Origin of the sequence: Christiangramia fulva, assembly GCF_003024155.1 — a bacterium.
Classification (GTDB): Bacteria; Bacteroidota; Bacteroidia; order Flavobacteriales; family Flavobacteriaceae; genus Christiangramia; species Christiangramia fulva.
The window spans coordinates 1,942,650-1,966,488 of sequence record NZ_CP028136.1 but is presented as its reverse complement, the minus strand read 5'-3'; the positions used below and the strand labels follow the sequence as shown (position 1 = coordinate 1,966,488).

Sequence of the window (23,839 nt, the reverse complement as noted above, 5' to 3'; positions counted from 1 at the left end):
ATCTGTACTTTTATTTTTTAAGGAAAATTGTAAATATGGTTCCTTCCCCATCATGGGTTTCTAATTTTATTTCTCCACCATGCGCCTTTACTATATCATAAGAAAGCGACAACCCCAATCCTGTACCTTCTCCGGTGGGTTTGGTGGTGAAAAAAGGCTGAAATATCTTTTCCCGTATCTCTTCCGGAATTCCCATCCCGTTATCACGAACCTTTATTTCTATTTGATCTTTTGTTCTTCTTGTACTTATCCAAACCCTTGGCTCATATTCATTATCCTCCTGAGCTTGTTGAAGGTTCTTTCTTTCACTCACCGCATAAAAAGCATTGGTTACCAGATTCAGGATAACCCGGCCCAGTTCCTGCGGAACCGCTTCTATTTTTCCAGTTTTGGGATCAAAATCGGTTTTCATGGTGGCATTAAAACTTTTGTCCTTGGCCCGTAAACCATGATATGCCAGTCTTAAATACTCATCTACGAAACTGTTTACATTGATCTCTTCTTTTTTACCACTACTGCTGCGGCTGTGCTCAAGCATACCTTTTACAATGCCATCGGCTCGCTTGCCGTGGTGCAGGATCTTTTCGAGATTTTGATTGACGTCTCCCGCAATTTCAGCTACAAGATCATAATTGCCATTTTTGAGCTCCTCACTCATCTCTTCCAGAAGTTCTTTACTTACTTCAGAAAAATTATTGACGAAATTCAGCGGATTCTTGATCTCATGCGCAATGCCCGCAGTAAGCTGACCAAGGGAAGCGAGTTTTTCCTGCTGGATTAGTTGCGACTGGGTTGCTCTGAGTTTTGTATAGGATTCTTCAATAATCGCCTTATCTCTTTTTTGCCGGCGACTGTTTCTGTAGGCTATCATACTAATCAAAAGCAAAACGCCGGTTCCGGCAGCCAATCCATACATTCTTATTCGGTTCTGGTACAATACCTTTTCGGTCTTCAGTTCATTCAATTTTAACTGCTCGTTGAGCCCCAGTACCTGAAATTCTTTTACTCTCTCTTCTTTGTTCATAGCTGAACTTAAAGCCGCACTCTCTTTCATATGGTAATAAGCGCTGTCAACTTGAGCCCGGGCATCAAAAACTGAGGCAAGGGTTGAATGCGCATTAATTAAGCCCAGCGAATCGTTTATGGCATAGTATGTAGAAAGGGCCTTAGTAGCCAAATTATAACTGGAATCAATAGATCCGGATCTTTCATATAACCCGGCCAGTGCCAGGTATCCCATTCCAAGAAAATCGGGTCGGTCTTCTTCCAGATTGGTTGCCACAGTCATTTTATAATATTTTTCTGCTTCGCTGTAATTACCCTGAGCTTCATAGACATTCCCGAGATCCCAGTAGACCAGTCCTGTATATATATTATAACCAGAGGACCTAAAATGTTTAAGCGCAGACTCCATTTCGGTTTTTGCCAAGTCATACTGCCCCATCTCAAAATAAGATTCCCCTTTGTTCATATGCAGCAATGAAGTCATAACTTCATCCTGTCTAAGTTCATTCAATGCGGAGGCTTCCTGATAGTACTCGATGGCCTTTTCGTAATTACCAACGAAGTAGTTGAGTACCCCGATATGGGTAATGATTTCCATAAGGACCGTCAGTCGCGCGCTATTTGCAACCCCATCATCGGTAAAGTATTCAACCTTCCACATATTCATGCCGGCATTGGGATCTGATGCAAGGTCACGGGCAGCCAAAAGGTAATGTAACGATCCGGGATAATTTTGGATCACACTTGATATATAACCGAGCTTGCTCAAGGCTTCAGCTTCCCATAATTTTTGGTCAAGGCTTTTTGCCAGTTCCAACTGCGCCTTATAATATTCAAGTGCAGTAGACCGGCTTCTCTCTATATAATACAGACCAAGCTGCTGGTTGATATACATCTTCAATGAATCGTTTTTAGTAGATTGAAGCACCGTCTTTAAACTGTCAGCTTCGGCGGCTGTAGGTTCCTGCCAGAATGGATTTTGTTGACCGAACACCATCATAGGAACGGTCAGGATGAAAAACAGAATGATATTGATTTTTATAATTTTCATAAACCTCATTTTGGCAGTTGAATTATAAATGTGGAACCCTGCCCGGGGGTACTCTTAATTTCAATTTTTCCCCCATGCGCCTTTACTATATCATAGGAAAGTGACAACCCAAGACCTGTACCTTCCCCGGTTGGTTTGGTGGTAAAAAAAGGCTGAAATATCTTTTCCCGTATCTCTTCCGGAATTCCCATCCCGTTATCGCGAACCTTTATTTCTATTTGATCTTTGGTTCTTCTTGTACTTATCCAAACCCTTGGCTCATATTCATTATTCTTCTGAGCCTTTGAAAGGATTTTCTTTTCACTCACCGCATAAAAAGCATTGGTTACCAAATTCAGGATAACGCGGCCCAGTTCCTGCGGAACCGCTTCAATTTTTCCGGTTTTGGGATCAAAATCGGTTTTCATGGTGGCATTAAAACTTTTGTCCTTGGCCCGTAAACCATGATATGCCAGTCTTAAATACTCATCTACGAAACTGTTTACATTGATCTCTTCTTTTTTACCACTACTGCTGCGGCTGTGCTCAAGCATACCTTTTACAATGCCATCAGCTCGCTTGCCGTGGTGCAGGATCTTTTCGAGATTTTGATTGACGTCTCCCGCAATTTCAGCTACAAGATCATAATTACCATTTTTGAGCTCCTCACTCATCTCTTCCAGAAGTTCTTTACTTACTTCAGAAAAATTATTGACGAAATTCAGCGGATTCTTGATTTCATGCGCAATGCCCGCAGTGAGCTGACCAAGGCTGGCCATTTTTTCAGCCTGAATTAGTTGGGCCTGGGTTGACTTAAGATCTTTTATTGTATGCTCCAGACTATTTTTAGTGTTCTCTAAGGCCTTAAAATCTTCATACCTGGAATAGGCTACAGAAAAAGCTTTGGACAGACTTTCCACAAGAGATATCTGCTCTTTTGTTAAATCTTCTTCATGCCCTATATAGAGCATACCCTGTTTAAATGGTACCAGGTGTAAGACCAGATTTTCTGGTGGTGTATTTACAATAGGATAAGATTGGGGATTTTCGATCTGGCCCTTATCTACAAATAGTCGTGTTTGTTGAATGAATTGTTTTCTGTCCCATTTTTCTTTAAAGGTCTTTTGTTGGCGCCAGTTTTGGATCATAGGCTCAATAAGTTTATTATCCTTATCATCAAAAGGGATATGGATCGCTGCCACAGAGGCACCATCTGGTTTAGACAGGTAGGCGTGCACCATTTCTTCATCTTCGCGAATTATGAACACCCCACACCTGAAAAATGGAACCCCGAGCACTGTAAGTTCTTTCCAGATAACGGGGGTTATTCGCTCAAGATCTTTAGTTGTTCGCATGGAAGCGATCTCTCCCCTCACCCGGTCCAGAGAGGCTTGTTTTACGGCCTCTTTTTCCCGTGCTTCGGCTTTTTCGAGATCTAGAAAACGGGTATATGTTTGGTCAAAGACTTTGGTAAAGCGTCTAAAAATATCGTGAGCATCGGGAACCGGCTCGTAGGTTATAAACAAGAGAAATCCGTGACTGAATTTACAGAGGTGGTTGATCTGATAAGTTGGGAGAGATAATCCAGCGTCTATAAGCTCTTGAAAAATAAGTTTCAGCTGCGGCAGGGATTTCATGTAGTTGTAGTGACTTTCAATAGCATCACCCTCCAGTTCCTGAGTGAAAAAGGTCTTGTCACTGTGAACAAAACCATCCCATTCCAGAAACGAAGCCTCTCCGGTATGGCGAAGAAGAAATGGTTTCTGAAGTGTCCCTTCACTGCTCATGATGCATGTGCTTGACCCACGATCTTCCATTAATATACAGTACCCACAACTCCAGGCCGGAATGCCCAGATCCTGCACTTCCAGGAATAGCAGGTTTGCCACTTCCGGCAGTTCCTCACTCGACTGCATACCCATGGTACGGGAGCGAATTTTTTCGAGGGCAGTTTCTATTTTCGCTTCTTTTGCCTGAGCTTCTGCTTTTTGGAGATCAAGAAAACGGGTGTAGGTTTGTTGGAATACAGCTGCAAATCTCTCTAGCAGGCCAATTGTTTCCATTTGCAAAGGGTTTGATGTGGTTGTACCGATCAATCCTTGAGAGAAGTATGCCGAGGATAGTACCCTTTGTTCTTTAACTAATTCCGGGTACACGGGCATTCCCAAAACTTTTGTAATGTATTGGACCCAATCCTTCACATCCTCCCCTTGAAGCTTTATTACGTTAGATTTTTTCTTCTCTTTCCAAGCTTTAAACATTCCCATTAAGACCGGATGATCGTCAAACTTGGTGATAAAATTATTTTCTATTAGAAGACCATCCTGGGTGGTGATCCACCATTCAATGAGATTTTCCTCTTCTTTAAAAATGCCCAGATTGATCCTTTCTGGTGTATTGCCAAGAATACGAAGCTGTTCGAAAAGGACAGCTGCAGTTTCTGCCAACTCTTCACTTTTGTGCATGGCCATAGTCCTGCTCCTCACTCTTTCCAGAGCTGCTTCGATTTGTGCCTCCCGGGCTCGTTCTTCAACGTTTTGAAGGTCTAAAAACCGGATGAACGCCTGATCAAATACCTTTGCAAATCGTTTTAAAATGCTGATCTGACTTTCCGATAGCGGATTTCCTTGAAAATCATTCACGGCCAATAGCGATTTCTTAGCCGGCACCATGGTAATCTCATAGAATTCGCTTTCTCTTATCATGGTTTTAACCTCAGCCGGTATATCCTTCAATTCAGGAAGGTCTAAAACCACTTCGTAAAGGCTGTCTTTCTCTTTTTTCGAATAGGTGCCCACATAATAGTCCGGACTCTTTTCGTATGCTTCGAGGTAATCGTTCAAGATAGGATGATCGAAATAGGGCAGCAGATACTGATCGATGACCATTCCGGTACCCACATCTCCGCAAATAAAACACTGCATATCTTTAGAGTCTTCCGAAAACGTTTGAATACCGACGGCAGTGGACGGAATCTCCAGCTCCGTCATTTTTTCGAATAATACCTTCACCACTTCATTCAGCTCATCGCTGTTGTGCATGGCCAGTGAACGGGACCGTACTTTCTCTAGAGCTGTTTCTATTTTTGCTTCCCGGGCCTGAGCTTCTGCTTTTTGGAGATCCAGAAAACGGGTATAGGTTTGTTCAAAGACTTTTGCAAAACGCCTCAATATCGAATTATCCTGGTCGGAAAAGGATTTGCCAGAGAAACGCTCAATATATAGCCCAATATTGTCCCCTAGAACGGTAGAAATATCCAATCCTGGACGGCTAAGGTAAAATTCCTTTTCTTCCTCCGGAAAATCGGGTACAACTTTAAAAAGTTTCTGATAAAAATCTCTGGTCTTTGCCGCATCGTGATGATTCACGAAAAAATTTTCTCCTTTTCCTTTAGCCTTTTTAAAACTATTCCAGTGGGGCGCATCAAAATAAGGTATAACGACCTGTGCAGGGATATTCTGCTGGTCGGCCAGCCAGATGTGCATATCTTCATTTTCCTTGTAATCCAGAATGAATCCGGTATGTTCTATGTTAATTCCTAAAAATCCAAATTGGTCATAAATCAACTGTATGACTTCCTTGAGCTCTGCACTTTTGTGCATAGCCATCGTTCGGGCTCTCACTCTTTCCAGGGCAGCTTCTATTTTTGCTTCTCTTGCCTGTGCCTCGGCTTTTTTCAGATCGAGAAAGCGGGTATAGGTCTGATCAAATACTTTGGCAAACCGTACCAAAACTTCCGCATTCGAATAGGGTTCGAGACTAATAATTAACAAATATCCATGCTCGAAATAGGCGGCATTCCACTGCTGCCACTTTGGAAATGTGAGTCCTTCATCGATAATTTTTTGAAAAAAGGGTTTAACCTCCGGCAGAGAAAGCATGTATTCATAATGTCTTTTAAGTTTCTTACCGCCAGCCTCTATGGTCAGGATATCTTTACCGGCTTTCCATCCTTCAAACATTTGTTTATGAGCAGGATCTGTAGTGTTTGGAATAGACACCGGCGGGAAAACCCCATGCTCATTGGCAAACCAGAAGGAATCCATATCGCTATCCTTCTTACATAATCCAAAACCGGTACCCCAAAGATTTCCACCCAGGCCTCTTAGTTGTTCAAAGAGTACAAAGGCTACGTCTGCCAATTCTTCGGAGCTCTGCATAGCCATGGTTCGGCTTCGAACTCTTTCAAGTCCCGCTTCTATCTGCGCTTCACGTGCCTGAGCTTCTGCTTTTTGGAGATCGAGGAAGCGGGTATAAGTCTGGGAAAATACACGGGCAAACCTCACCATGATTTGCTCTTGCTCTGTATCCAGTGCCTCATCTGCGACAATGTGCAGATATCCATCGCGAAAATTAGCGCAATAAAAATGGGGATTATCCGGCATCTCTTTTCGAGCTATGTCCTGAGCCACTTTTGATCCGAGCTGATCAAAAACCAGATTGAGATGGGATTCGAATTGCTTTTTAGTTACTTTTTGGTGACAAAGGGGATCACCTTGTTTCCATGAATTGTATCGCTCATTCAGAATGGTTTCACCCTGAATGGGCAGTGTAAATTTTTCCCGGGAAGTTCCGCCGGGTCTGGTGAGCCATAATACCTGATTACCTTTTTCTTCATTGTAAATGCCGTAGCCACATTGGTTAATTTTCCTGAGGCCAAGCCGGATAAGTTCATCATTAAGTACTTCGGCTGCTTCCTGAAGTTCGTCGGTACGTTGCATCGCCATACTTCTCGCACGAACTCTTTCTAATCCTGCTTCTATTTGTGCTTCCCTGGCCTGTGCTTCTGCTTTTTGAAGATCGAGAAAACGGGTATATGTTTGCTCAAATACTTTTGCGAATCGCTTAAATACTTCCTTAGCTTCAAGCATTGGTTCTGGCGTGATAAACATCAGATAACCCTGTTGAAAAAAAGCGCAGTGCATCACCTGGAAAGATGGGGTTGTAAGTCCTTCAACGGCAAGATTATCGATTATCTTCTGGAACTCGGGAATAGAAGCCATGTATTTATAGTGAGCTTCCAGTTCTTCTCCAGATTGTTCTTCTACAAATAGCGTATCACCCCGCTGTGCAGCTTCATAAATCCTTTTGAAAATATCTTCTGAACTTGATGTCTTAAATGGCAACTGAATACGATTTAGTCCAGACATCCAGGCAGTAGCAGATTTTTGATCCTCATCCCAGATATTAAAACCGCAACCTATTAAGTTGACATCCAACCCTGCAATTTGATCGAACATTAATATCGCAGCTTCCTGTAACTCATCACTGTGCTGCATGGCCATAGTCCTGCTCCTCACTCTTTCCAGGGCAGCTTCTATTTTTGCTTCTTTTGCCTGTGCTTCTGCTTTTTGGAGATCGAGAAAACGGGTATAAGTTTGCTCAAATACTTTTGCGAAACGTTGGAAAATGGAATGTGATTCAGGAACCGGCTTGTAGGTAATAAAAAGGAGGAATCCATGCTTAAAAAAAGCAATATGGTCAAATTGGGACTCGGGCAATTGGCCACCGGAAGCCACAATTTCCCTCAGGGCATCACCCATCACAGGAATGGTCATCAAGAATTCATAATGTGCTTTGCAATCCTCTCCAATGAATTCTTCCACATGAAAAGCTTCGCCGGCTTTACCCTTTTCGTAAAATTTAAGGAAGAAATTTTTACGTGGTGTTTTGTAAAATGGTAAAGTCCCTTCGCGGCTGCTGAACCATTCATAGTCACCGTCCGGATCGTTAGCATAAATATGAAATGCACAGCCCCAGGTCTGAATGCCCAGTGCACGAACCTGCTCATCCAGTATTTCGGAAGCTTCAGTAAGTTCATTGGAATGCTGCATCGCCATGGTTCGGGCTCGAACCCGTTCCAGAGCTGTTTCAATCTCCAGCTCTCGGTTTTTGTTTTCCAACTCTGCGGTTCGCCTTTTAATGGCATCCCTTAATTCCTGATTTTCCTTTGATACCTGTTCAAATCCTATTGTTTCACCCTCCTGTGCTTTAGAATCGGGAACGGAAAAATGCTGATAAATAAAGCGCCAGCCGTCAGGCCTTTTTCTGAGCATGGATGAAAAACGGAATTTTCCATAAAAAGTCCACTCATCTCCGAACAGCAGGTATGCGTCCGCCAATTCCGTTATGAATACAATCCCGTCGTAATATTCTGTAGTAAGTTTACTGTTTCTTTTTTGGGTTTTTCCAGCAAGTTGTTCTGCCGTATCATCAAAGAATTTGGTGGTATCCAGTTTGTTCAAAAAATCTTCTGCCTCTGTAGAACCAACAAATCGGTAGTGATCATCCAGATAATGATCATAGGTTTTTACATCACCATTCAAGTAGCTATGCCACCACTTCTCATAGATCGGCATGATTTCCGCTTCCTGTTCTTTTGTTAATTTCATGGCTTCATTCATATTGGTAATTCAATAGTGAAGGTGGTTCCCACTCCTGCCTTAGTAGATACGTTCAGCACTCCACCATGCGCCTTTATAATATCGTAGGAAATGGAAAGACCAAGTCCGGTTCCCAGTCCCGTAGGTTTGGTGGTGAAAAACGGCTGAAATATTTTCTCCCTGTTCTCTTTCGGGATCCCTTTTCCATTATCGATTACCTGAATTTTTATCACCTCTTTCTCCCGGCAGGTTTTGATATGAACCGTGGGTTCAAAACCACCACCGTCCTCTTTCTTTTTCTCATCCACGGCATAGAAAGCATTGGTCACCAGGTTTAGAACTACTCTGCCCAACTCCTGGGGAATGGCCATTATTTTTCCTGCATTTGGATCAAAATCGGTTTCCATTTTAGCATTAAAGCTTTTGTCTTTTGCCCTCAACCCGTGATAGGCCAATCTCAAATATTCATCTACAAAATTGTTGACCGTGATTTCTTCTTTCTGGCCGCTATTGCTCCTGCTGTGCTGCAGCATCCCTTTTACAATCCCATCGGCACGCTTCCCGTGATGTAATATCTTTTCAAGATTTTGGTTGACATCTCCGGCTATTTCTGCCACCAGATCATAGTTCCCCTTCTCTAATTCTTCCTTCATTTCTTCTAAAAGTTCTTTACTGACTTCAGAAAAATTATTGACGAAATTCAGCGGATTCTTGATCTCATGGGCGATGCCTGCGGTAAGTTCACCGAGGCTTGCCATTTTTTCAGATTGAATAAGCTGTGCCTGAGTCGCTTTCAGCTCTTTTATAGAGTTGTTCAAGGCCTGATTTGCCTCTTCAATAGATCTTCTTTTCTGCTCAAGTTCATCAATTGTTTCTTCCAGAAGAATGGCGGTGGTACGCTTTACCTTTTCGGTGCGCTCCAGTTTAAATTCTGAGATCGTCAGGACTTTATCGGCCTCTTTGACCAATTTTACAGCTTCTTCTTTCTCCTCTTTAGAAAGTTGAAGTTTTGACTCGATGAAATCAAGAATTGCCTGATGCTGAGGGTTCATTTTTTATTCTGATTTATGTGCTTCCATATCGATCTCTATTAATTGCCCGGGCAGGGCCAGGCCTTTAACTTCGAGCCAGGTGCCTGTGGGGAACTGTTTTTTGTAAATGGAATCTCTAAAAGTGGAAACCTCGATAAACTTTGCCATATTGGTGGTGTACACATTTTCCACCACCACATCGTCAAAAGAATAGCCGTAATGCTTTAAAATCTTTTCGAGATCGGAATAAACATTTTTCATTTGCTGCCTCATATCTCCCTCCGCTAACAGATTCCCGTCATTATCCATGCTCACGGCTCCCGAAATCTTAAGGTCATTTCCAATTTTTACGGCGTGGGAATAGCCATAGGTTTTTTCCAGTTCCGGCCGTAGCAGAAAATACTCCGGTTTTTCAGGTACTTCGGTTTTTGTGATTTCAATTGTTTCTTTCTCCATTTCCTTTGGGTTTTCTTTCTCCTTTTGATCACAACTCAGGAATGAAAAAGTCAGTAAGAAGGTTACACCAAAAAGAAGCAACAAATGTTTATTAAGGATGGTTCGTTTTTTCATGATTCTAGTTATAAAGTGCCTGAGATTTAAAGAATCAGACTTCCTCGTTTTTTTATATTTCCTTTAATGCTACCCAGCAACAGGCGCCTGAATGAACATTTTGTGCTCCTTTATAGGCTCTTCCGTATTCGCCATAGGTAAAGAAGCCAGCCATTGGTGCATTCCATAATTTGGCCAGACCTTCGTTTTCTTCGGTTACCATAGGCCCAAGAATGGGAGGCCTGCCAGCGCAGGAAAAAACCAGCAATGCATCTGCTTTGGCTTTTTGTGTTTCCTTTATCATGGCTGCTTTTTCAAGTATTTCTTCCACAATATCAAAGCCCGGAGGCTGCGCGAACCAAAAATTGGATCCCTCAGGCAATTTCATATCGGTGACCAAGGCATTTTCTTCCTCGTTTATCTCCCGTATACTTACTAAAACTGTTTCATTTTGATCCCTTTCAACGATAAATGGATATTCTACAGAAACATCTTTAAAAATGTCCAGATCATCCTGGTGATCATTTTGACCCAAATATTTCAAATACATATCTACCGCCGGCTTTCCATCTATTTCATAGAGCAGGTTAGCCTTGCTTTTAGTGACAGTTCTGCAAATACCCATGCGCTTATATCCGTTAATCGCCATTCCATTCAATTGGATTTTATCACCATCAAGAACAATTGCAGTGATTCCGGAATCGGTTTCATTTTCATTGGCAAAAACAAAAGTTCCATTCATGTTCCAGTCATCTCCGGCCATACCACCGTAATAGACCTTATCCGGCCCAAGGCTCGTTTTAAGACTGGAAACCATCCTGTGACCGTCAAAAAATTCAGCCTTTCGGTTTATAGCAGTGCTACAAAGAATTAGAGCAGGATTTTGAAACTTTTTGAGCGCTTTATTGGCTAAACTCTGAGTAGCCGATTCCATTTGATCATCGTCTATTTTTTCAAATTCCAGGCTGTACAGATCTTTGGATATCTCCATTAAAAGCATGGCTATTTCACCATCGGTTTGATGCTCATTTATAAATTCTCCGCATGAAGTTGCACCCAAAACATCAATTCCATTCTCAATTAATAAAGATGAAACCGCCTTGCGGTCCTGCTTTACTGAAATAAAAACAAAGGCCAGTGTTGGCTTGAATCCGTCCTGCAGTGAATTTTCCAAAGCCGATTTTATACTGCTTATTGAATTGCCTGAAATACTTTTAGCTTTCATCCTACTTTCTCTTTTAATGCAACGAGGCAACAGGTGTTATTATGAAATTCGTGTTTCCCGGTATGTGATTTTCCAAATTCACCATAACTAAAAAACCCTACCATGGGAGCATCCCAGACCTCTTTCACCTGGTCTATTTCTTCACTTATCAAAATTCCGAAAGACAGATTTCTACTAATACAGGAAAACATGATTAAGGCATCTGCTTCAGGTTGCTTATTCTTTTTAAGTGCCTTGCATTCTTCTACCACTATTTCAATAGCATCAAAATCTGGCGGAAGGGAGAATTTCACCCTGGATCCCTGCGGCACATTCCCAGCACAGATAAGCGACCTGTCCTGTAAATTCGCAAACATAGCCGTTCGCATCACCGGAGCTACATTTTCCCGCTCCATCTGGAGCGGATAATAAGCTCCAATCTGGGTTACTATCTCCTTGGCCTGATCAAAATTTATTTCCACTCCCAGGTATTTCATAATAGTGTCAAGAGCAGGTTTGTCATCGATGGTATACACCACATTATCTTCACTTTTCGTGATGGTCTTATTGGTTCCTATAGCCTTCCAGCCACAGGTAGCAATCCCATTTATTTCGATTTTATCGGCATCTAAAATGAAGGCGAGCAGGCCTTTATCACTCTTCTGGGTATTATTAAAAACCAGAGGCCCCTCTAGCTTTAAATCGTCGCCGGCCATTCCGCCAAAGATCACTACTTCACCTCCGGCTCCATTGGTAATTCCTTCCACGATAGCCTCTCCATCCTGGGTTAACCATCCCGACACTATGATAAATGCCGGATTGGCAAATAGTTCTTTTCCTAACCTGCCAATTTCAACTGCATTCTCCTTGGTAGATTTTTCACCGGTCTCCAGGAATTTAAGTTTGTAGAATTCGGAATTTATCTCAAGTAACAATGCGACAATACTTCCATTCCCGGTTTCGCCATCTATGAATTCTCCTGAAGTGGTAGCGCCGAAAACATCAATTTTATACTGATTAAATAAATCCACTACCGCTTGCCTGTCCTGCTGAACTGATAGAAACAACACTACCATTGTAGGTGAAAAATCATTCGAGATAACACCAGCTAATACCTGTTGCAGCTGCTTAACGGAGTTTGCTTTGATTGACCGTGCCTTCATACTTTCTCTTTTATAGCCACACAGCAGGTAGTTAGATTATGCATTTCCAGATTTCCTCCCGTAGCCCTGGCAAGTTCTGCATTGCTAAACATCCCCACCATAGGGACGTTCCAGACTTCTTTTATTCCTTCAATTTCCTGAGGCATTAATGGCCCAAGGGAAATTAACCTGCCCCCACAGCTAAAAACGATTACCGCATCGGCTTCGGGCATTTCGGTTTCCTTTAAATTTTCAACCTCTTTTACCACTTTTTCCATTACATCAAAATCCGGCGGTAACGAGAATCTAACTTTAGATCCCTGTGGTACAGAGCCACTGGTAAAAAAAGAATGATCATTCCAGTCTACCACCAGGCCCGGACGCATTACGGGATCGCCCTGCGGACGTTGTAATTGCAGCGGGAAATTACCCGCCAATTCCATTAAAAGGTCTTTATTCTCAGGAGTCACATTTTCGAGTCCGCCATACTTTGTAGTTATGTCAAGTGCCGGAATATTATCTATGGTATAAACATGGTTCCCTTCACTTTTAGTAACTGTTTTTTCTGTGCCCACGGCTTTCCAGCCGCAGGTGGCAATACCTTTGATCTCTATTTTTTCTTCATCGAGAACCAGGCAAACAAGACCATTATTGCTTTCAAAATTATTTGTAAAAACGATGGTTTCGCTAAAAGAAAAGTCATCGCCGGCAGCACCTCCAAAAGCATTTAAATTTTTATCTATCACCGCTTCCAGTCCGCGAAGTATCAGTTCACCATCAGTAGCGGCATTACTTATCCCTAATAAAAAGGCCGGATGATCGAATCGCTTTTTGGATTTTTCAGCTACTTTTTCAGCTATTTTCTTAAAATTTCTGTTTTCGAATTCTTCGGAATAAATCTGAAAGTAATCAGGCTTTATATCCAGCAGAAGAATTGCTGCCGATGAGGTATTTAGATTTTCATCTATAAACTCACCATTTGTGGTAAGCCCGAAGACGGCTATATCCTTTACATCAAAAAGTTTATTAATGGCTGAAAAGTCCATACTCTTTGAAATAAAAATAATAGCCAGAGTAGGTTGAAAGTCATTGTTAACTAACTGATTGAGTTTGTCTTCCACTTCGGTTATAGCGGAGCCCCTGATAGATTTTGCCTTCATTCTTTAGATGGGTATGATATGGGTAATCTCAGGTCACCTGAGAAAACAGCTTATCGATTTTTTAATTTTTAACAATAATAGACTCCGGGGAAAGTCTGGGTAATACTATTGGCAGGGTACAATAATCTTCATCTAAAAAACAATGTTTTTATTAAGATGATAAGGGTCGGTGGGGGCGGAATAAAGGCTTTTCAAATAGAAGCTTTTAACTAATTTAGTGAAATTTAAAGAAACTTAACAAGAATTATTTTACTGTGCTTAAGATTGTTAGACGAAATACCAGATAGGTAGATTAAAGTGCATTTTTTTAAGTTTTTCAGAAAAAATCTCCCTGATAGTCGTTAATGATCAAAGAGAATTCTCAATTTTTCAGCGGCGTAAACTCCATGGTATTTTTCTCAATATCGATTTGAATGTGATAATTGCCTTTTTTCACCGGGATATCGCCGCCTTTGAAAACCAAAGATTTTGGATCGCTTTCACCCTTTCCCCAATCGAGAAGCCATTCATCATCAGCCCTGAATTTTATGACTCCATCCACGAGTTCCTGATCGATCTCCCAGATATTCTCATTTTCAGGATTTACCCGTTTCATTTCAAGTCCCGAAGCCCATTGGCCGTTGGGTAGCCCTGTGCCTATGATCTCCATTTTTGGAAGTGAATAATCGGTTTTAGGATCGTATTGCTCAACATAGTTCAGGAAAGATTCGGCCGAAAAACCCACCGTTGAAGTATAATTTAAAATATTCTCTTTAATAGATTTAATCGTCATTAAATCGGCAATAAAAGAGGGGGCCTTCACCAGGGTACGGACCTGTGACAATTGTTGAGGGGTATACTCATTCTCACTTCCCTTTTTTATAAATTCTTCGTAGCCAGTCCCAGCATAATATATCTGTATTGGCACATTATATTCTCTTAAATGAAACACCATCACATTATTCATGTTAATTGCTTTAATACGGTCCTCAATATCGTTCCATCCAAAAGCGATAGAGCGCAGAGCCCTTGCCATCTGATTTCTTTTATCATCGCCTGGCACAAATTCCAGATATTCTGCTTTCCAGGTATTATCCTTGACGTCTAAACCATACTGATCAAAAAGCTGAATCATCGCCGGCAGACGTCTTAATGGAATTTCTTCAGACTTATTTAGAACACTGTCAATTCTTATTAGCTGAAAGGTGAGTTTATCTTTTAAAGCACTTTCATAATAGGCAGTTGACTTGATCTCACCATAAAGTTCACGTAAACCAAACATAAAGCGTTGATCCTGCTTTCGCTTTTCATTCCAGTTATTCACCTGCAGGGCGATCAAGATCCCGATGACCACTAGAATAATTTCACCAATCGCATATAGCAGATAGCTTTTTACCTTATTCTGTTTCAAAAGAAATCGTCTTATATTTTTGAAAATAACAGGCATAAGTTATTTTAATTTCTCTTGTGATTATCCAATTCTCTTTCTAAATCCAGGATAATTTCCATCGTCTTTTCTTTCAGAGGCAGATGTACTTCTTTTCTGCCCACTTCCCTGTTGATCTCTATGTCTCCAATAAGACCTTCGACGCCATCGATATCCTTTAACTGACTGATGTATTTTTCCTCACCTGGAAACTTCTTATAATTGGTGTTTCCTGCTGTATCTATATTTTGCCTGATAATTTCATTCCTTAATCGCCAATTCATGAGCTCATTGGTCTTTTTCCTATATTCTAAATGAAAGGTACTCCATTCATCCTCCAGCTGCTCGGCACTGGCAACCCGAACATAAAAATCACCGATCTTTTTTAGAATTTCTTTATTCGAAATCAGGTTGATATTCCCGGTATTGTTCAATTCATTCCAGGCACCGGCTACATATTTGTTATGAGGAATGAACCATAGCTGATTAACCGCATAGAACCATCTCGCCGATTCCTCCGGGGTTAACTTATCGTAAAAACTTTTTAGTACCACGTCGGCATTTGCTTTTTGAATGTCACAAAACCGAACATTCTGATCGGCGATCAATTTATTATTTCGAAAATCGTCTTCGAGCCGCTGCAGATAATAAATTTCGCTATTTGTCTTTTTTCTTTCTTCATTCCAGTTATTCACCTGCAGGGCGATCAAGATCCCGATGACCACTAGAATAATTTCACCAATCGCATATAGCAGATAGCTTTTTACCTTATTCTGTTTCAAAAGAAACCGCCTGATATTTTTAAAGATGACCGGCATAAATTTCTTATTTTATAGTTTCTAATTTCTCAATGAGATCCTTTGCGGCAACATCCATATCTCTAAAGCTCTCATTTACATTGTAAAAGATAGTTCTCATATTGTCTACAGCGGCAAAAACTTCAGGTTTTTTTATAAATTCCCGGTATTCAGAATCTGAAAGTTTATAGGCATCAGGCTCAATTTTGCGGGTTCCGTTTCTTGACCTGTATTCTCCCGCGAGGGCGACGATATTGCCAATTTCCTTTCGTAATTCCCAGATAGAACCCTGGTAAAATATTTGTCCGCTCAAAGTCGCTTCCGCTTCATATCTTTCATAGGAAGTGAGAAAATCTGACATACTATTATAAAATCCCTTGTCTTCCATGAGCCCTATACTTCCTGAAGAAACTGCCTGTTCATAGGTGGTTAGAACAGGTTGATAATAAGCAAAATCAAAAATTCCCGACAAGTAATATTTCAGACTATCGATTGAAACCGAATTTGTATCAAGGTAAGAGACACTTAAAAATTTAGAACTCAGATCGATGGAATTATCGTTTTTAGCTTTCATTTTCTTTAGCCTCTGCCGAGACGTTTTTAGATCAGAAATCAGGGAATTGATAAGCTCTGTTCGTTCAAGACTTAGTTTTCGCTGTTCGTTCCAGTTATTTACCTGCAGGGCGATCAAGATCCCGATCACCACCAGGATGATTTCACCAATTGCATATTTCAGATAGTTGATGGTTTTGCCTTGTGTTAAAAGTTTTTTACGGATTTTATTGAAGAATTTTGCCACAGCTTATTTAATTTTTTGATAAATGCTTTTTGATTAGCCTTAGAATTTTAGCCTGGTGTGCTTTTAGGTCTATAGCAATAAGTTCAAGCAGCTCCTCATTTACCCTTCTTAGTTCTGCCAGGTTTTCAAGTATGGGATCTGATAAGATTTTTTCCTGATTTGTTGAAAACCTGCTGGGCCCTGTATTGCCCAGTCCAATGTCAATCATTGAATTTCTAAAATGAAGCTGCTTGGCCGTATAAGGTAAAATCTGGTTTTGGTAAAGGTTGTAAATAATAGTAGATCCAAACTGATAATTTTCTAATTTTTCTGGCCACTTGCTTAGTAAAAGAGCTAAACTGTCATTTGAAATAATTGAAATTTTCCCGCTACTTATCAGGGTAGTAATAGTTGCTGTATTAGGCTTATAAAAGACCATATGAGAAATATCTGAAATATATTTATTTAAGGAATCTTCAGGTATTTTTTCAGGATCAGGTCTAATGGCTGTTAGTAATTTTCGAAGCGAGCCGTCGATGCTTTGGTGTTCTTTAATTCTATCTGTGAGCTGATTTTGGTTATCCTGGAAATCAATTTCAAGTTGATTCAGCAACTTTTTTTCTTCAATTTTTGTTTTTCGGTCTTCATTCCAGTTATTGACTTGCAGGGCGATCAAAATACCAATCACCACAAGAATAATTTCACCAATGGCATAAAGCAAATAGCCTTTTACTTTATTCTGTTTCAAAAGAAACCGCCTGATATTTTTGAAAATCCTAGGCATTGCGCTTTGATTTTACTTTTCGAACCCGTTTATCAAGTATCTTCATACTTATAAAAATCAAGGAGAGTATGATAAGAAGTACTACGAACCCTATAATCTCATATCTCTGTAAGTTGGACAGGAAATATAGAATAATAATTGCCGATAAAACCGGAACTGTTATTCCACCGGGAATGGTATATTCTTTAGGGGAAGATTTTTTTATTTTTCTGAGTCGAATCACGGCTAAGGAAACACCCAGATATGTTAGAAGAACACATGCCGAAGCAATTGAGACCAATACCTTAAAACCGCCAAAAATTGCAATAAAGAAACCGGTCAATGAATAGAAAAAAATTGCCAGATATGGGGTTAAAAATCGGGGATGTATCCTGGCGAAAAGGCCTGTAGGGATTACCCTGTCTTTCGAAACGGCAAACAGAACCCGGGGATTATTGAGAATTTCTCCGCTTAACATTCCGGTCATTGATATAGCCGCGCCAATAAAAAGCAAACCAAAACCAACCGGTCCAAAAACCACCCTGGCGGTTTCTGCCAATGGAGCTTCCTGAAAATTTTGCAGTTGATTGCCTAAAACTCCCTGTGTCACTGTTTGGATGAGCATGTAAATAACTATGACACCTGAGATTCCAATAAAAATTGCCCTGGGAATATTTTTTTTAGGTTTTTTGATCTCCCCTCCCACACTCAATCCCACATCCCCGCCCTGAAAGGCGAAGAAAAGTAGAAGTGAGGTTTCTCCCAGTTGTTTAAGAGTTGGAAAACCATCCCAGGCCAGATTGGAAAAAGCCACATCTTTCCATCCCAGGCATATAAGTATTAAAAGTGGAATAAGCTTTCCTATGGTAAGAAGTTTTACCAGACCTATACCCTGTTTAATACCCACGATATTTATAAAAGAGAGCGTACCGAAAATAAGGAACAGGAAAATGATTCTCCACAGCGTTTCCTTCAAAAATGGAAAAAGACCCGCCGCAATATCTACCAGAGCATTAGAGACGGAAGCATCGGCTAGAACACCTCCTAAGAGGTAAAAAATCGCGGTCAGAAAAGCGGGAAATGGGCCAAAAGCTTCTTCAACGTAGGCATATCCTCCACCAGATCTCGGAACTTTGCTTCCCGCCTCAGCAAAACACAACATAATAAGTGCTATAAGTATTCCGCAGAAAAGATAGGCCACCAGACTGTTCGCCCCCATATTCTCAGCGACCAGTGCCGGAATTACAAAAATTCCCGCCCCGATAATTATATTAACGATATTGGCGGAAAGTCCCCAAACCCCGATACTCCGAACTAACCCTTCGCCTTTTATTTTCATTTGTTATATATAAGAAGATTAATAATTACTAAATCACTGCTACCTGTTTTTTATTTTGATAATCAATTCATCTAACTTTTTTTGTCTTGCCATTATCTTCCCGATATTTAATACCTAAAGACACGACTACTTTATTTTGTATACATACTTACCAAAATGTTGTCCCTAAAGGGACAGGGTTCTAAAACCCCGATGACCACCAGGACGATTTCGCCTATGGCATATTTAATATACTTTGAAGTTTTACCCTCTGCAAGCAGGTTTTGGCGGATATTTCTAAAGAGTTTTATCATTCCTGAATCATGGTTTTCCGGTTCGTATGTTTGATAATATCGTTAATAATGATTTCGAGTTTATCAAGTTTCAACAGGTAGTTGGCAACTCCCCAGGCCTGGTTGTCCATATGGTTTTCAAATTCAACTTCCTGAAATAGAAGATGGTTTCGCGGCCCGAATTTCGAAAGGGAATTTTCTTTCAGAATACCGTAATGGTCGGTATTTTTCATGGAGCCGTTTTTTGCTATATAAGGCAATGTCATGGTCTGGCTCATTTCGTCCATGGTTGCATATCCCTCTTCTTCTTCCTCCATGGCGCTGCCCCATTCAAAGATGAGCATACGCAACGAATCAGATGAAATGAGGTTGAGCTTACCTGAAGAGATCAAATCTGATATCACCGACTCACTGGGACTATAATCTCTGTAATCCAGCGTTAGATAGATGAGACTGTCGGGGTTATGTTTAAGAACAGTTGCTTCCGGCTCACCAATCAGATCCATGACCTTTTTTGTGGCCCTGAGAATCGAACGGTGGTAATTAATTGTGGAATCGAGTTTCACCTTATTCTTTTGAAACTCCTGATGAAGATCACGGAGAATTGCAGTTTCTTTAATTTTGTTGGTGCGATTTTCATTCCAGGTATTAATTTGCAACGCAATCAAAATCCCGATAACCACAAGAATAATTTCGCCTATGGCGTACTTAAGATAACGTAAAGAATTCCCTTCAGTTAAGAGCTTTCGACGGATATTTCTAAAGAGTTTTATCATAAACTTATTTCGTTTTGTTTCTGGAACCTAATTCTAATTTTTATTTTCAGAGCTGTTTATCCGTCTTAAAATCTCTTCCGTTTTTTTCTCAATAGTTTTCAACTGATTAATGGCATACATATCAGTAATATATCTAATAGAAATGAGTGCATTCAGAAACCTGCCCAGTTCTTCAAATTGAGCTTCGTCCCAAATGGCATTGGCTAATATTGAATTCGGATTAATATTACCATAGTCTCCTAGCGGATACATCCGTTCATAGGATATAACCTGATTTACATAGGCTCCAACATTCAATTCGGTTCGGGAAACATTTTCCTGATGCAAGGCATTAAGCTGAAGTATTTCATCTTGCATCCACTTATCCAGAATATTTAAATCTCCGGAAGACAATAAGCTTTTAAAGGTGTTATCGTTAAAGGCGACAGCTACATTAATTTTCGGGTTATACTCGAACCTCGCTATTTGAATTAGAGTATCAATGGTAACCCCGCTGGAAGACATTCGCTTTATAAAACCCACAACCTCTGTAGTATCGTGCTGCAGAGAATTTAGGGTTTTATGGATCACGAGGGTATCCATTTTCAAATCGGTAACCAGCGATTGCATGATCAAATCTTTTTCAATATTCTGCTTCCGACCTTCATTCCAGTTATTTACCTGTAGAGCAATCAAAATCCCGATGACTACAAGAAAGATCTCGCCAACGGCATAGAGAACATAGTTTCTAACTTTGTTCTGTTCGACGAGTTTTTGGCGGATATTTCTAAAGACTTTGATCATATTTAAGCAGGTCTTTTTTGTTTAGGATTAATCTTTTAAAAATTGAATATTCCGCACGTAAAAGGTCATGCCTTTGAGGTCCTGAACTACAAAACCTGCCAGCTGGTGCAAGTTTTTTAAATTAGCTGTTGGAAAATTTTTACGTAAATCGAACGTGTAGGTTTGCCATTTTGTGGATAAGGTGATGTCTGCCCTGGATTCGGTACCATCGTCAGGGTCGAATTTATCTTTTAAGGCCAATTGTAATTTTTCTCCTCCTTTATCACCTTTTAATTCAACAGATATTTTCTTGAAGTCTCTAAAATCTTTGCTGGCGCGAAGATTCCGGCCCAGGGAATCTACTACAAACATGCCAGCGGCCCATTGAAGATCGGGTTGGATTGTAAACTCTAAATAATCTTCATTGCCTTCAAATTTTAACTGATCAAATCCATTATTGGAATTTGTAAAAACTGCAATAGATTTTGGAACGATACCATTCATGACAACCGCTTCTTTTCCTACATCAGTAAAATCTGTTTTATAAAGCATTACTGAACGCATAGTCTGACGGGAGGCTTGTAATTGCTGGGTTTCAATAAGAGACATAATACTTTTACCAATAAAATTCAATTCTAATTTAGACGGCAAAAAATAATTAAAGCTGTGGTTTACCACAGCAGCATCATAGGTTGGCGCATTTATCATTTTTTGATATTTATCTTTAATTTCCATAAAAACGGTAGAGTCTCTTTCCGCTAGATACATTTCTTCATAAGAGAATCCCCAATCCGTTTTATTATTTTCCATTAAGATATCGGTTAAAAAAGCTTTGTCATTTTCTCGCTGATCTTTAATTTGCTTTGCCAGATCATAATAAAAAAATAGCAAGGTTTCCATATCGGTATTCTGCAATTTTCCCATATATCCCGTTGTTTTTAATGTTTCAAACCCAGATGTATTTGGTTCAAAGGTCTGTAAGCCAAATAAAGTATTTATATGATCTTGAGTGTTTTTATAATCGGTAAGCGTAAAATGGGGTTTCGACCGAAGTCTCCAAAACCTTGGCGTATTATTAGCAAGCTGATCAAGTACAAAATTTAAATCTGATGCCTGGTCTAAATCGTTTTGAATGTTAACGCTAATATTGTTTAAATAACCCCAAAGCACATTATTTTCAATACGTTTTTGGTTCCAGTTATTAATTTGCAAAGCGATCAAAATTCCTATGACAACCAAAATAATTTCTCCTATTGCATAGCGGAAATAGGCAGGAATTTTATTTTCAGCTGCAAGTTTTTTACGGATGGTGCGGAAGAACTTAACCATGTTTTAGATTTTATGCCCACGCCCGCCCCTGCCCCTAAAGGATTGTCAGCGCGCAGTTTTGAGTTTATTAATTCAATCGATTTTTCAAATTCAAGTAAGATTTCTTCATTGGTAAATCTGTATTCTGTTATACCGACACTTTTTAGATACTCTGTCTTTTGTGAGTCTTTTATTTTTTGTTCTTTTTTGAGGTGATAGCCGCCATCAACTTCTACGGATAATCTGAGTTTATGACAGTAAAAATCCAGTATATATCCAGCAATGGGATGCTGTCTTCTAAATTTATAACCTAATGGTTTGGTCTTCAAATAATTACATAATTTTATTTTAGGTTCAGTCATATTCTCACGAAGCCTTGCAGCATTTCTATAAACTCCTGGTGTTGCGCCATCGTGTATTCCTGATATTTTTAGAGGATCATTTTTCATCATTCGCAATATTTTATAGGTGAGTGCTCCCCCCTTTAGGTGCTGGGGGGCAGAGTTGAGCAAGGTTTTCGGGAATCAAAATCCAAATCACTACCAGCACAATTTCACCAATGCCATATTTTAAATAACTGATGGTTTTCCCTTTAGTGAGCAGGCTTTTTCTAATATTTCGGAAGAGTTTGGTCATATTCATCGAGTCTCTATAAGCTTTAAAATGTTTCCGAAAGCATCGGGCACCACAATGATTTTAAAAGGTCTAAATTTCATTTTAATTAATCCTTGGTTACATTGGGAGCTACGAGGGTTTCCCCTAAAATCACAAAACTATCTACTCTTTCCCTGTGTTTACTGAAATTGATAAATTGAATAAGCACTACCATAAGTACAGGCATAATGGCGATAAAAAGAAAGACTCCTTCCCAGCTGAAATTCTCCTTCAACACACCCAATAATGCAGCGCCTGAGGACCTTCCCATATTATTAAGTGCCATATAAAGAGTGAATTGTGTGGCGGCTACGGTTTTCCAGCAAAGGTGCATAGCCGATGCAAATACCGCGATACACAAAAAAGTGTAGAGCGTATAATACAACAATAAAAAAGCATAGATCACGCTATTAAACCGCCAAAGATTTGGCATAAAAGCAAAGGCTGTTATAAGAACGGCCAGGATGCCCAAATAAAGGCTCAGCATTTTTATTTTTCCAAAGTAGTCTACCAGAAATCCTCCTACGAACATTCCCAATATGCCACCAATAACCGTGGTAATAGAGAAAATTTGCGAAAATGAAGTATTTGTCCAACCCAATTCCTGTATGGTGAAAATCGGGAAAAGGGTATCTATAAGCCCATACATATTACCAACGGCAAAGCTTCCAATCCCAAAGACGACACTAGATTTCAGGCTTACCACTTTGTAAAAACTTTTAAAAATTAATTTCCAGCTTCTTAACTGGGTATTTTTAGAGTCTGGTGAAGCCTGGCCAGAGGTCCATGGCATAGCTTTTTCACCCGCCCTTTCCTTAAAATAAATAGGAAAGATCATTATACATGCAACCGCGACAGAAAGTGAGGAAACCGCCAGTGAAAAACCCAGGCTGTTGATAAGCCAGGTGCCAATTACCAGCGATAAGGAAGTGCCTATGATTTTGGATCCCCACATCAATCCATTTGCCCTGGCCTGTTCGTTTACGGGGATGACATCTACAGCCATACCGTCGGTAGCCACATCCTGGAAAGCTCCAAAGAAACTGATAAAAAAGCCAGCGATCATCAGCCCGGTGAGGTTATTTAAAGGGTCGGGGATCAGCCCGATATTTAAAAAACTCAATATGAGCCCAAGCTGACCAAAGATCACCCAGGGCCGCTTTCGTCCCATGGCCAATAGCGTGAAACGGTCCATCATCGGTGCGATTAAGATCTTGAAACTCCAGGGAATCCCAATTACACCCACGAATGCAGCTATCTCCAGGGCCGATTTACCGTTCATTGCCAGCCAGGCCGGAATGGCAAAAAAGGTCATGCCTTCGGGTATTCCCTGCGCCAGATAGAGGGCAGAGAAAGTAACATAACGCGTTAAGGCATTATCGGCTAAATTCCTGCTAAACCTTATTTTAAGATCTATCGTTCCTTTTGCCATGACTTATATTTTCCAAATTCTTATTTAAAATCGATGATTGCATGCAAGC

The 23,839-nt window shown here is 40.3% G+C and carries 18 protein-coding genes; all 18 read right to left on the bottom strand.

Annotation, left to right across the window (positions count from 1 at the left end; translation table 11 throughout):
• Positions 1-10 precede the first annotated feature (10 nt).
• A complete protein-coding gene (locus C7S20_RS09015; protein ID WP_159039908.1) occupies positions 11-2,056 on the bottom strand; it encodes an ATP-binding protein in 2,046 nt (681 codons plus the stop codon).
• A gap of 5 nt (positions 2,057-2,061) precedes the next feature.
• Positions 2,062-8,427 carry an ATP-binding protein gene (locus tag C7S20_RS09010; protein WP_159039907.1) on the bottom strand — a complete coding sequence of 2,122 codons (6,366 nt, stop codon included), beginning with the start codon at positions 8,425-8,427 and terminating at the stop codon, positions 2,062-2,064.
• An 8-nt stretch (positions 8,428-8,435) separates the two neighbouring features.
• Positions 8,436-9,470 carry a sensor histidine kinase gene (locus C7S20_RS09005; RefSeq protein ID WP_107012175.1) on the bottom strand — a complete coding sequence of 345 codons (1,035 nt, stop codon included), beginning with the start codon at positions 9,468-9,470 and terminating at the stop codon, positions 8,436-8,438.
• A 3-nt stretch (positions 9,471-9,473) separates the two neighbouring features.
• Positions 9,474-10,019 (bottom strand): RidA family protein, encoded by a 546-nt coding sequence (locus tag C7S20_RS09000; protein ID WP_107012174.1) that lies wholly within the window; start codon positions 10,017-10,019, stop codon positions 9,474-9,476.
• A gap of 52 nt (positions 10,020-10,071) precedes the next feature.
• Positions 10,072-11,223 (bottom strand): FIST signal transduction protein, encoded by a 1,152-nt coding sequence (locus C7S20_RS08995; protein ID WP_107012173.1) that lies wholly within the window; start codon positions 11,221-11,223, stop codon positions 10,072-10,074.
• Positions 11,220-12,365 (bottom strand): FIST signal transduction protein, encoded by a 1,146-nt coding sequence (locus tag C7S20_RS08990; RefSeq protein WP_107012172.1) that lies wholly within the window; start codon positions 12,363-12,365, stop codon positions 11,220-11,222. The genes C7S20_RS08995 and C7S20_RS08990 overlap by 4 nt, the downstream gene beginning before the upstream one ends.
• Positions 12,362-13,504 carry an FIST signal transduction protein gene (locus C7S20_RS08985; RefSeq protein ID WP_107012171.1) on the bottom strand — a complete coding sequence of 381 codons (1,143 nt, stop codon included), beginning with the start codon at positions 13,502-13,504 and terminating at the stop codon, positions 12,362-12,364. Before C7S20_RS08985 ends, C7S20_RS08990 begins: the two co-directional genes overlap by 4 nt.
• 361 nt (positions 13,505-13,865) lie before the next feature.
• The gene (locus C7S20_RS08980) at positions 13,866-14,894 is read right to left on the bottom strand and encodes a DUF6090 family protein (protein WP_107012170.1); all 1,029 of its coding nucleotides are present in this window, start codon (positions 14,892-14,894) and stop codon (positions 13,866-13,868) included.
• 44 nt (positions 14,895-14,938) lie between these two features.
• Entirely contained in the window at positions 14,939-15,727 is a 789-nt protein-coding gene (locus tag C7S20_RS08975) for a DUF6090 family protein (protein ID WP_107012169.1), read from the bottom strand.
• A 7-nt stretch (positions 15,728-15,734) separates the two neighbouring features.
• Positions 15,735-16,505, bottom strand: a complete 771-nt coding sequence (locus tag C7S20_RS08970) for a DUF6090 family protein (RefSeq protein ID WP_107012168.1) — start codon at positions 16,503-16,505, stop codon at positions 15,735-15,737.
• A 7-nt stretch (positions 16,506-16,512) separates the two neighbouring features.
• The gene (locus C7S20_RS08965) at positions 16,513-17,268 is read right to left on the bottom strand and encodes a DUF6090 family protein (protein ID WP_107012167.1); all 756 of its coding nucleotides are present in this window, start codon (positions 17,266-17,268) and stop codon (positions 16,513-16,515) included.
• Positions 17,261-18,586 (bottom strand): APC family permease, encoded by a 1,326-nt coding sequence (locus C7S20_RS08960; protein ID WP_107012166.1) that lies wholly within the window; start codon positions 18,584-18,586, stop codon positions 17,261-17,263. Before C7S20_RS08960 ends, C7S20_RS08965 begins: the two co-directional genes overlap by 8 nt.
• Before the next feature lie 131 nt (positions 18,587-18,717).
• A complete protein-coding gene (locus C7S20_RS19545; protein ID WP_159039906.1) occupies positions 18,718-18,879 on the bottom strand; it encodes a hypothetical protein in 162 nt (53 codons plus the stop codon).
• Entirely contained in the window at positions 18,876-19,634 is a 759-nt protein-coding gene (locus C7S20_RS08955; protein ID WP_107012165.1) for a DUF6090 family protein, read from the bottom strand. The genes C7S20_RS19545 and C7S20_RS08955 overlap by 4 nt, the downstream gene beginning before the upstream one ends.
• 33 nt (positions 19,635-19,667) lie before the next feature.
• Positions 19,668-20,417: a DUF6090 family protein gene (locus C7S20_RS08950; protein WP_107012164.1), complete on the bottom strand. Its 750-nt coding sequence runs from the start codon at positions 20,415-20,417 to the stop codon at positions 19,668-19,670.
• Between the two features lie 27 nt (positions 20,418-20,444).
• A complete protein-coding gene (locus tag C7S20_RS08945; RefSeq protein WP_107012163.1) occupies positions 20,445-21,725 on the bottom strand; it encodes a DUF6090 family protein in 1,281 nt (426 codons plus the stop codon).
• Positions 21,647-22,156, bottom strand: coding sequence for an endonuclease domain-containing protein (locus tag C7S20_RS08940; protein WP_227009141.1), 510 nt, complete (start codon positions 22,154-22,156; stop codon positions 21,647-21,649). The genes C7S20_RS08945 and C7S20_RS08940 overlap by 79 nt, the downstream gene beginning before the upstream one ends.
• Before the next feature lie 269 nt (positions 22,157-22,425).
• The gene (locus C7S20_RS08930; RefSeq protein ID WP_107012160.1) at positions 22,426-23,790 is read right to left on the bottom strand and encodes an MFS transporter; all 1,365 of its coding nucleotides are present in this window, start codon (positions 23,788-23,790) and stop codon (positions 22,426-22,428) included.
• Between the last annotated feature and the right edge of the window lie 49 nt (positions 23,791-23,839).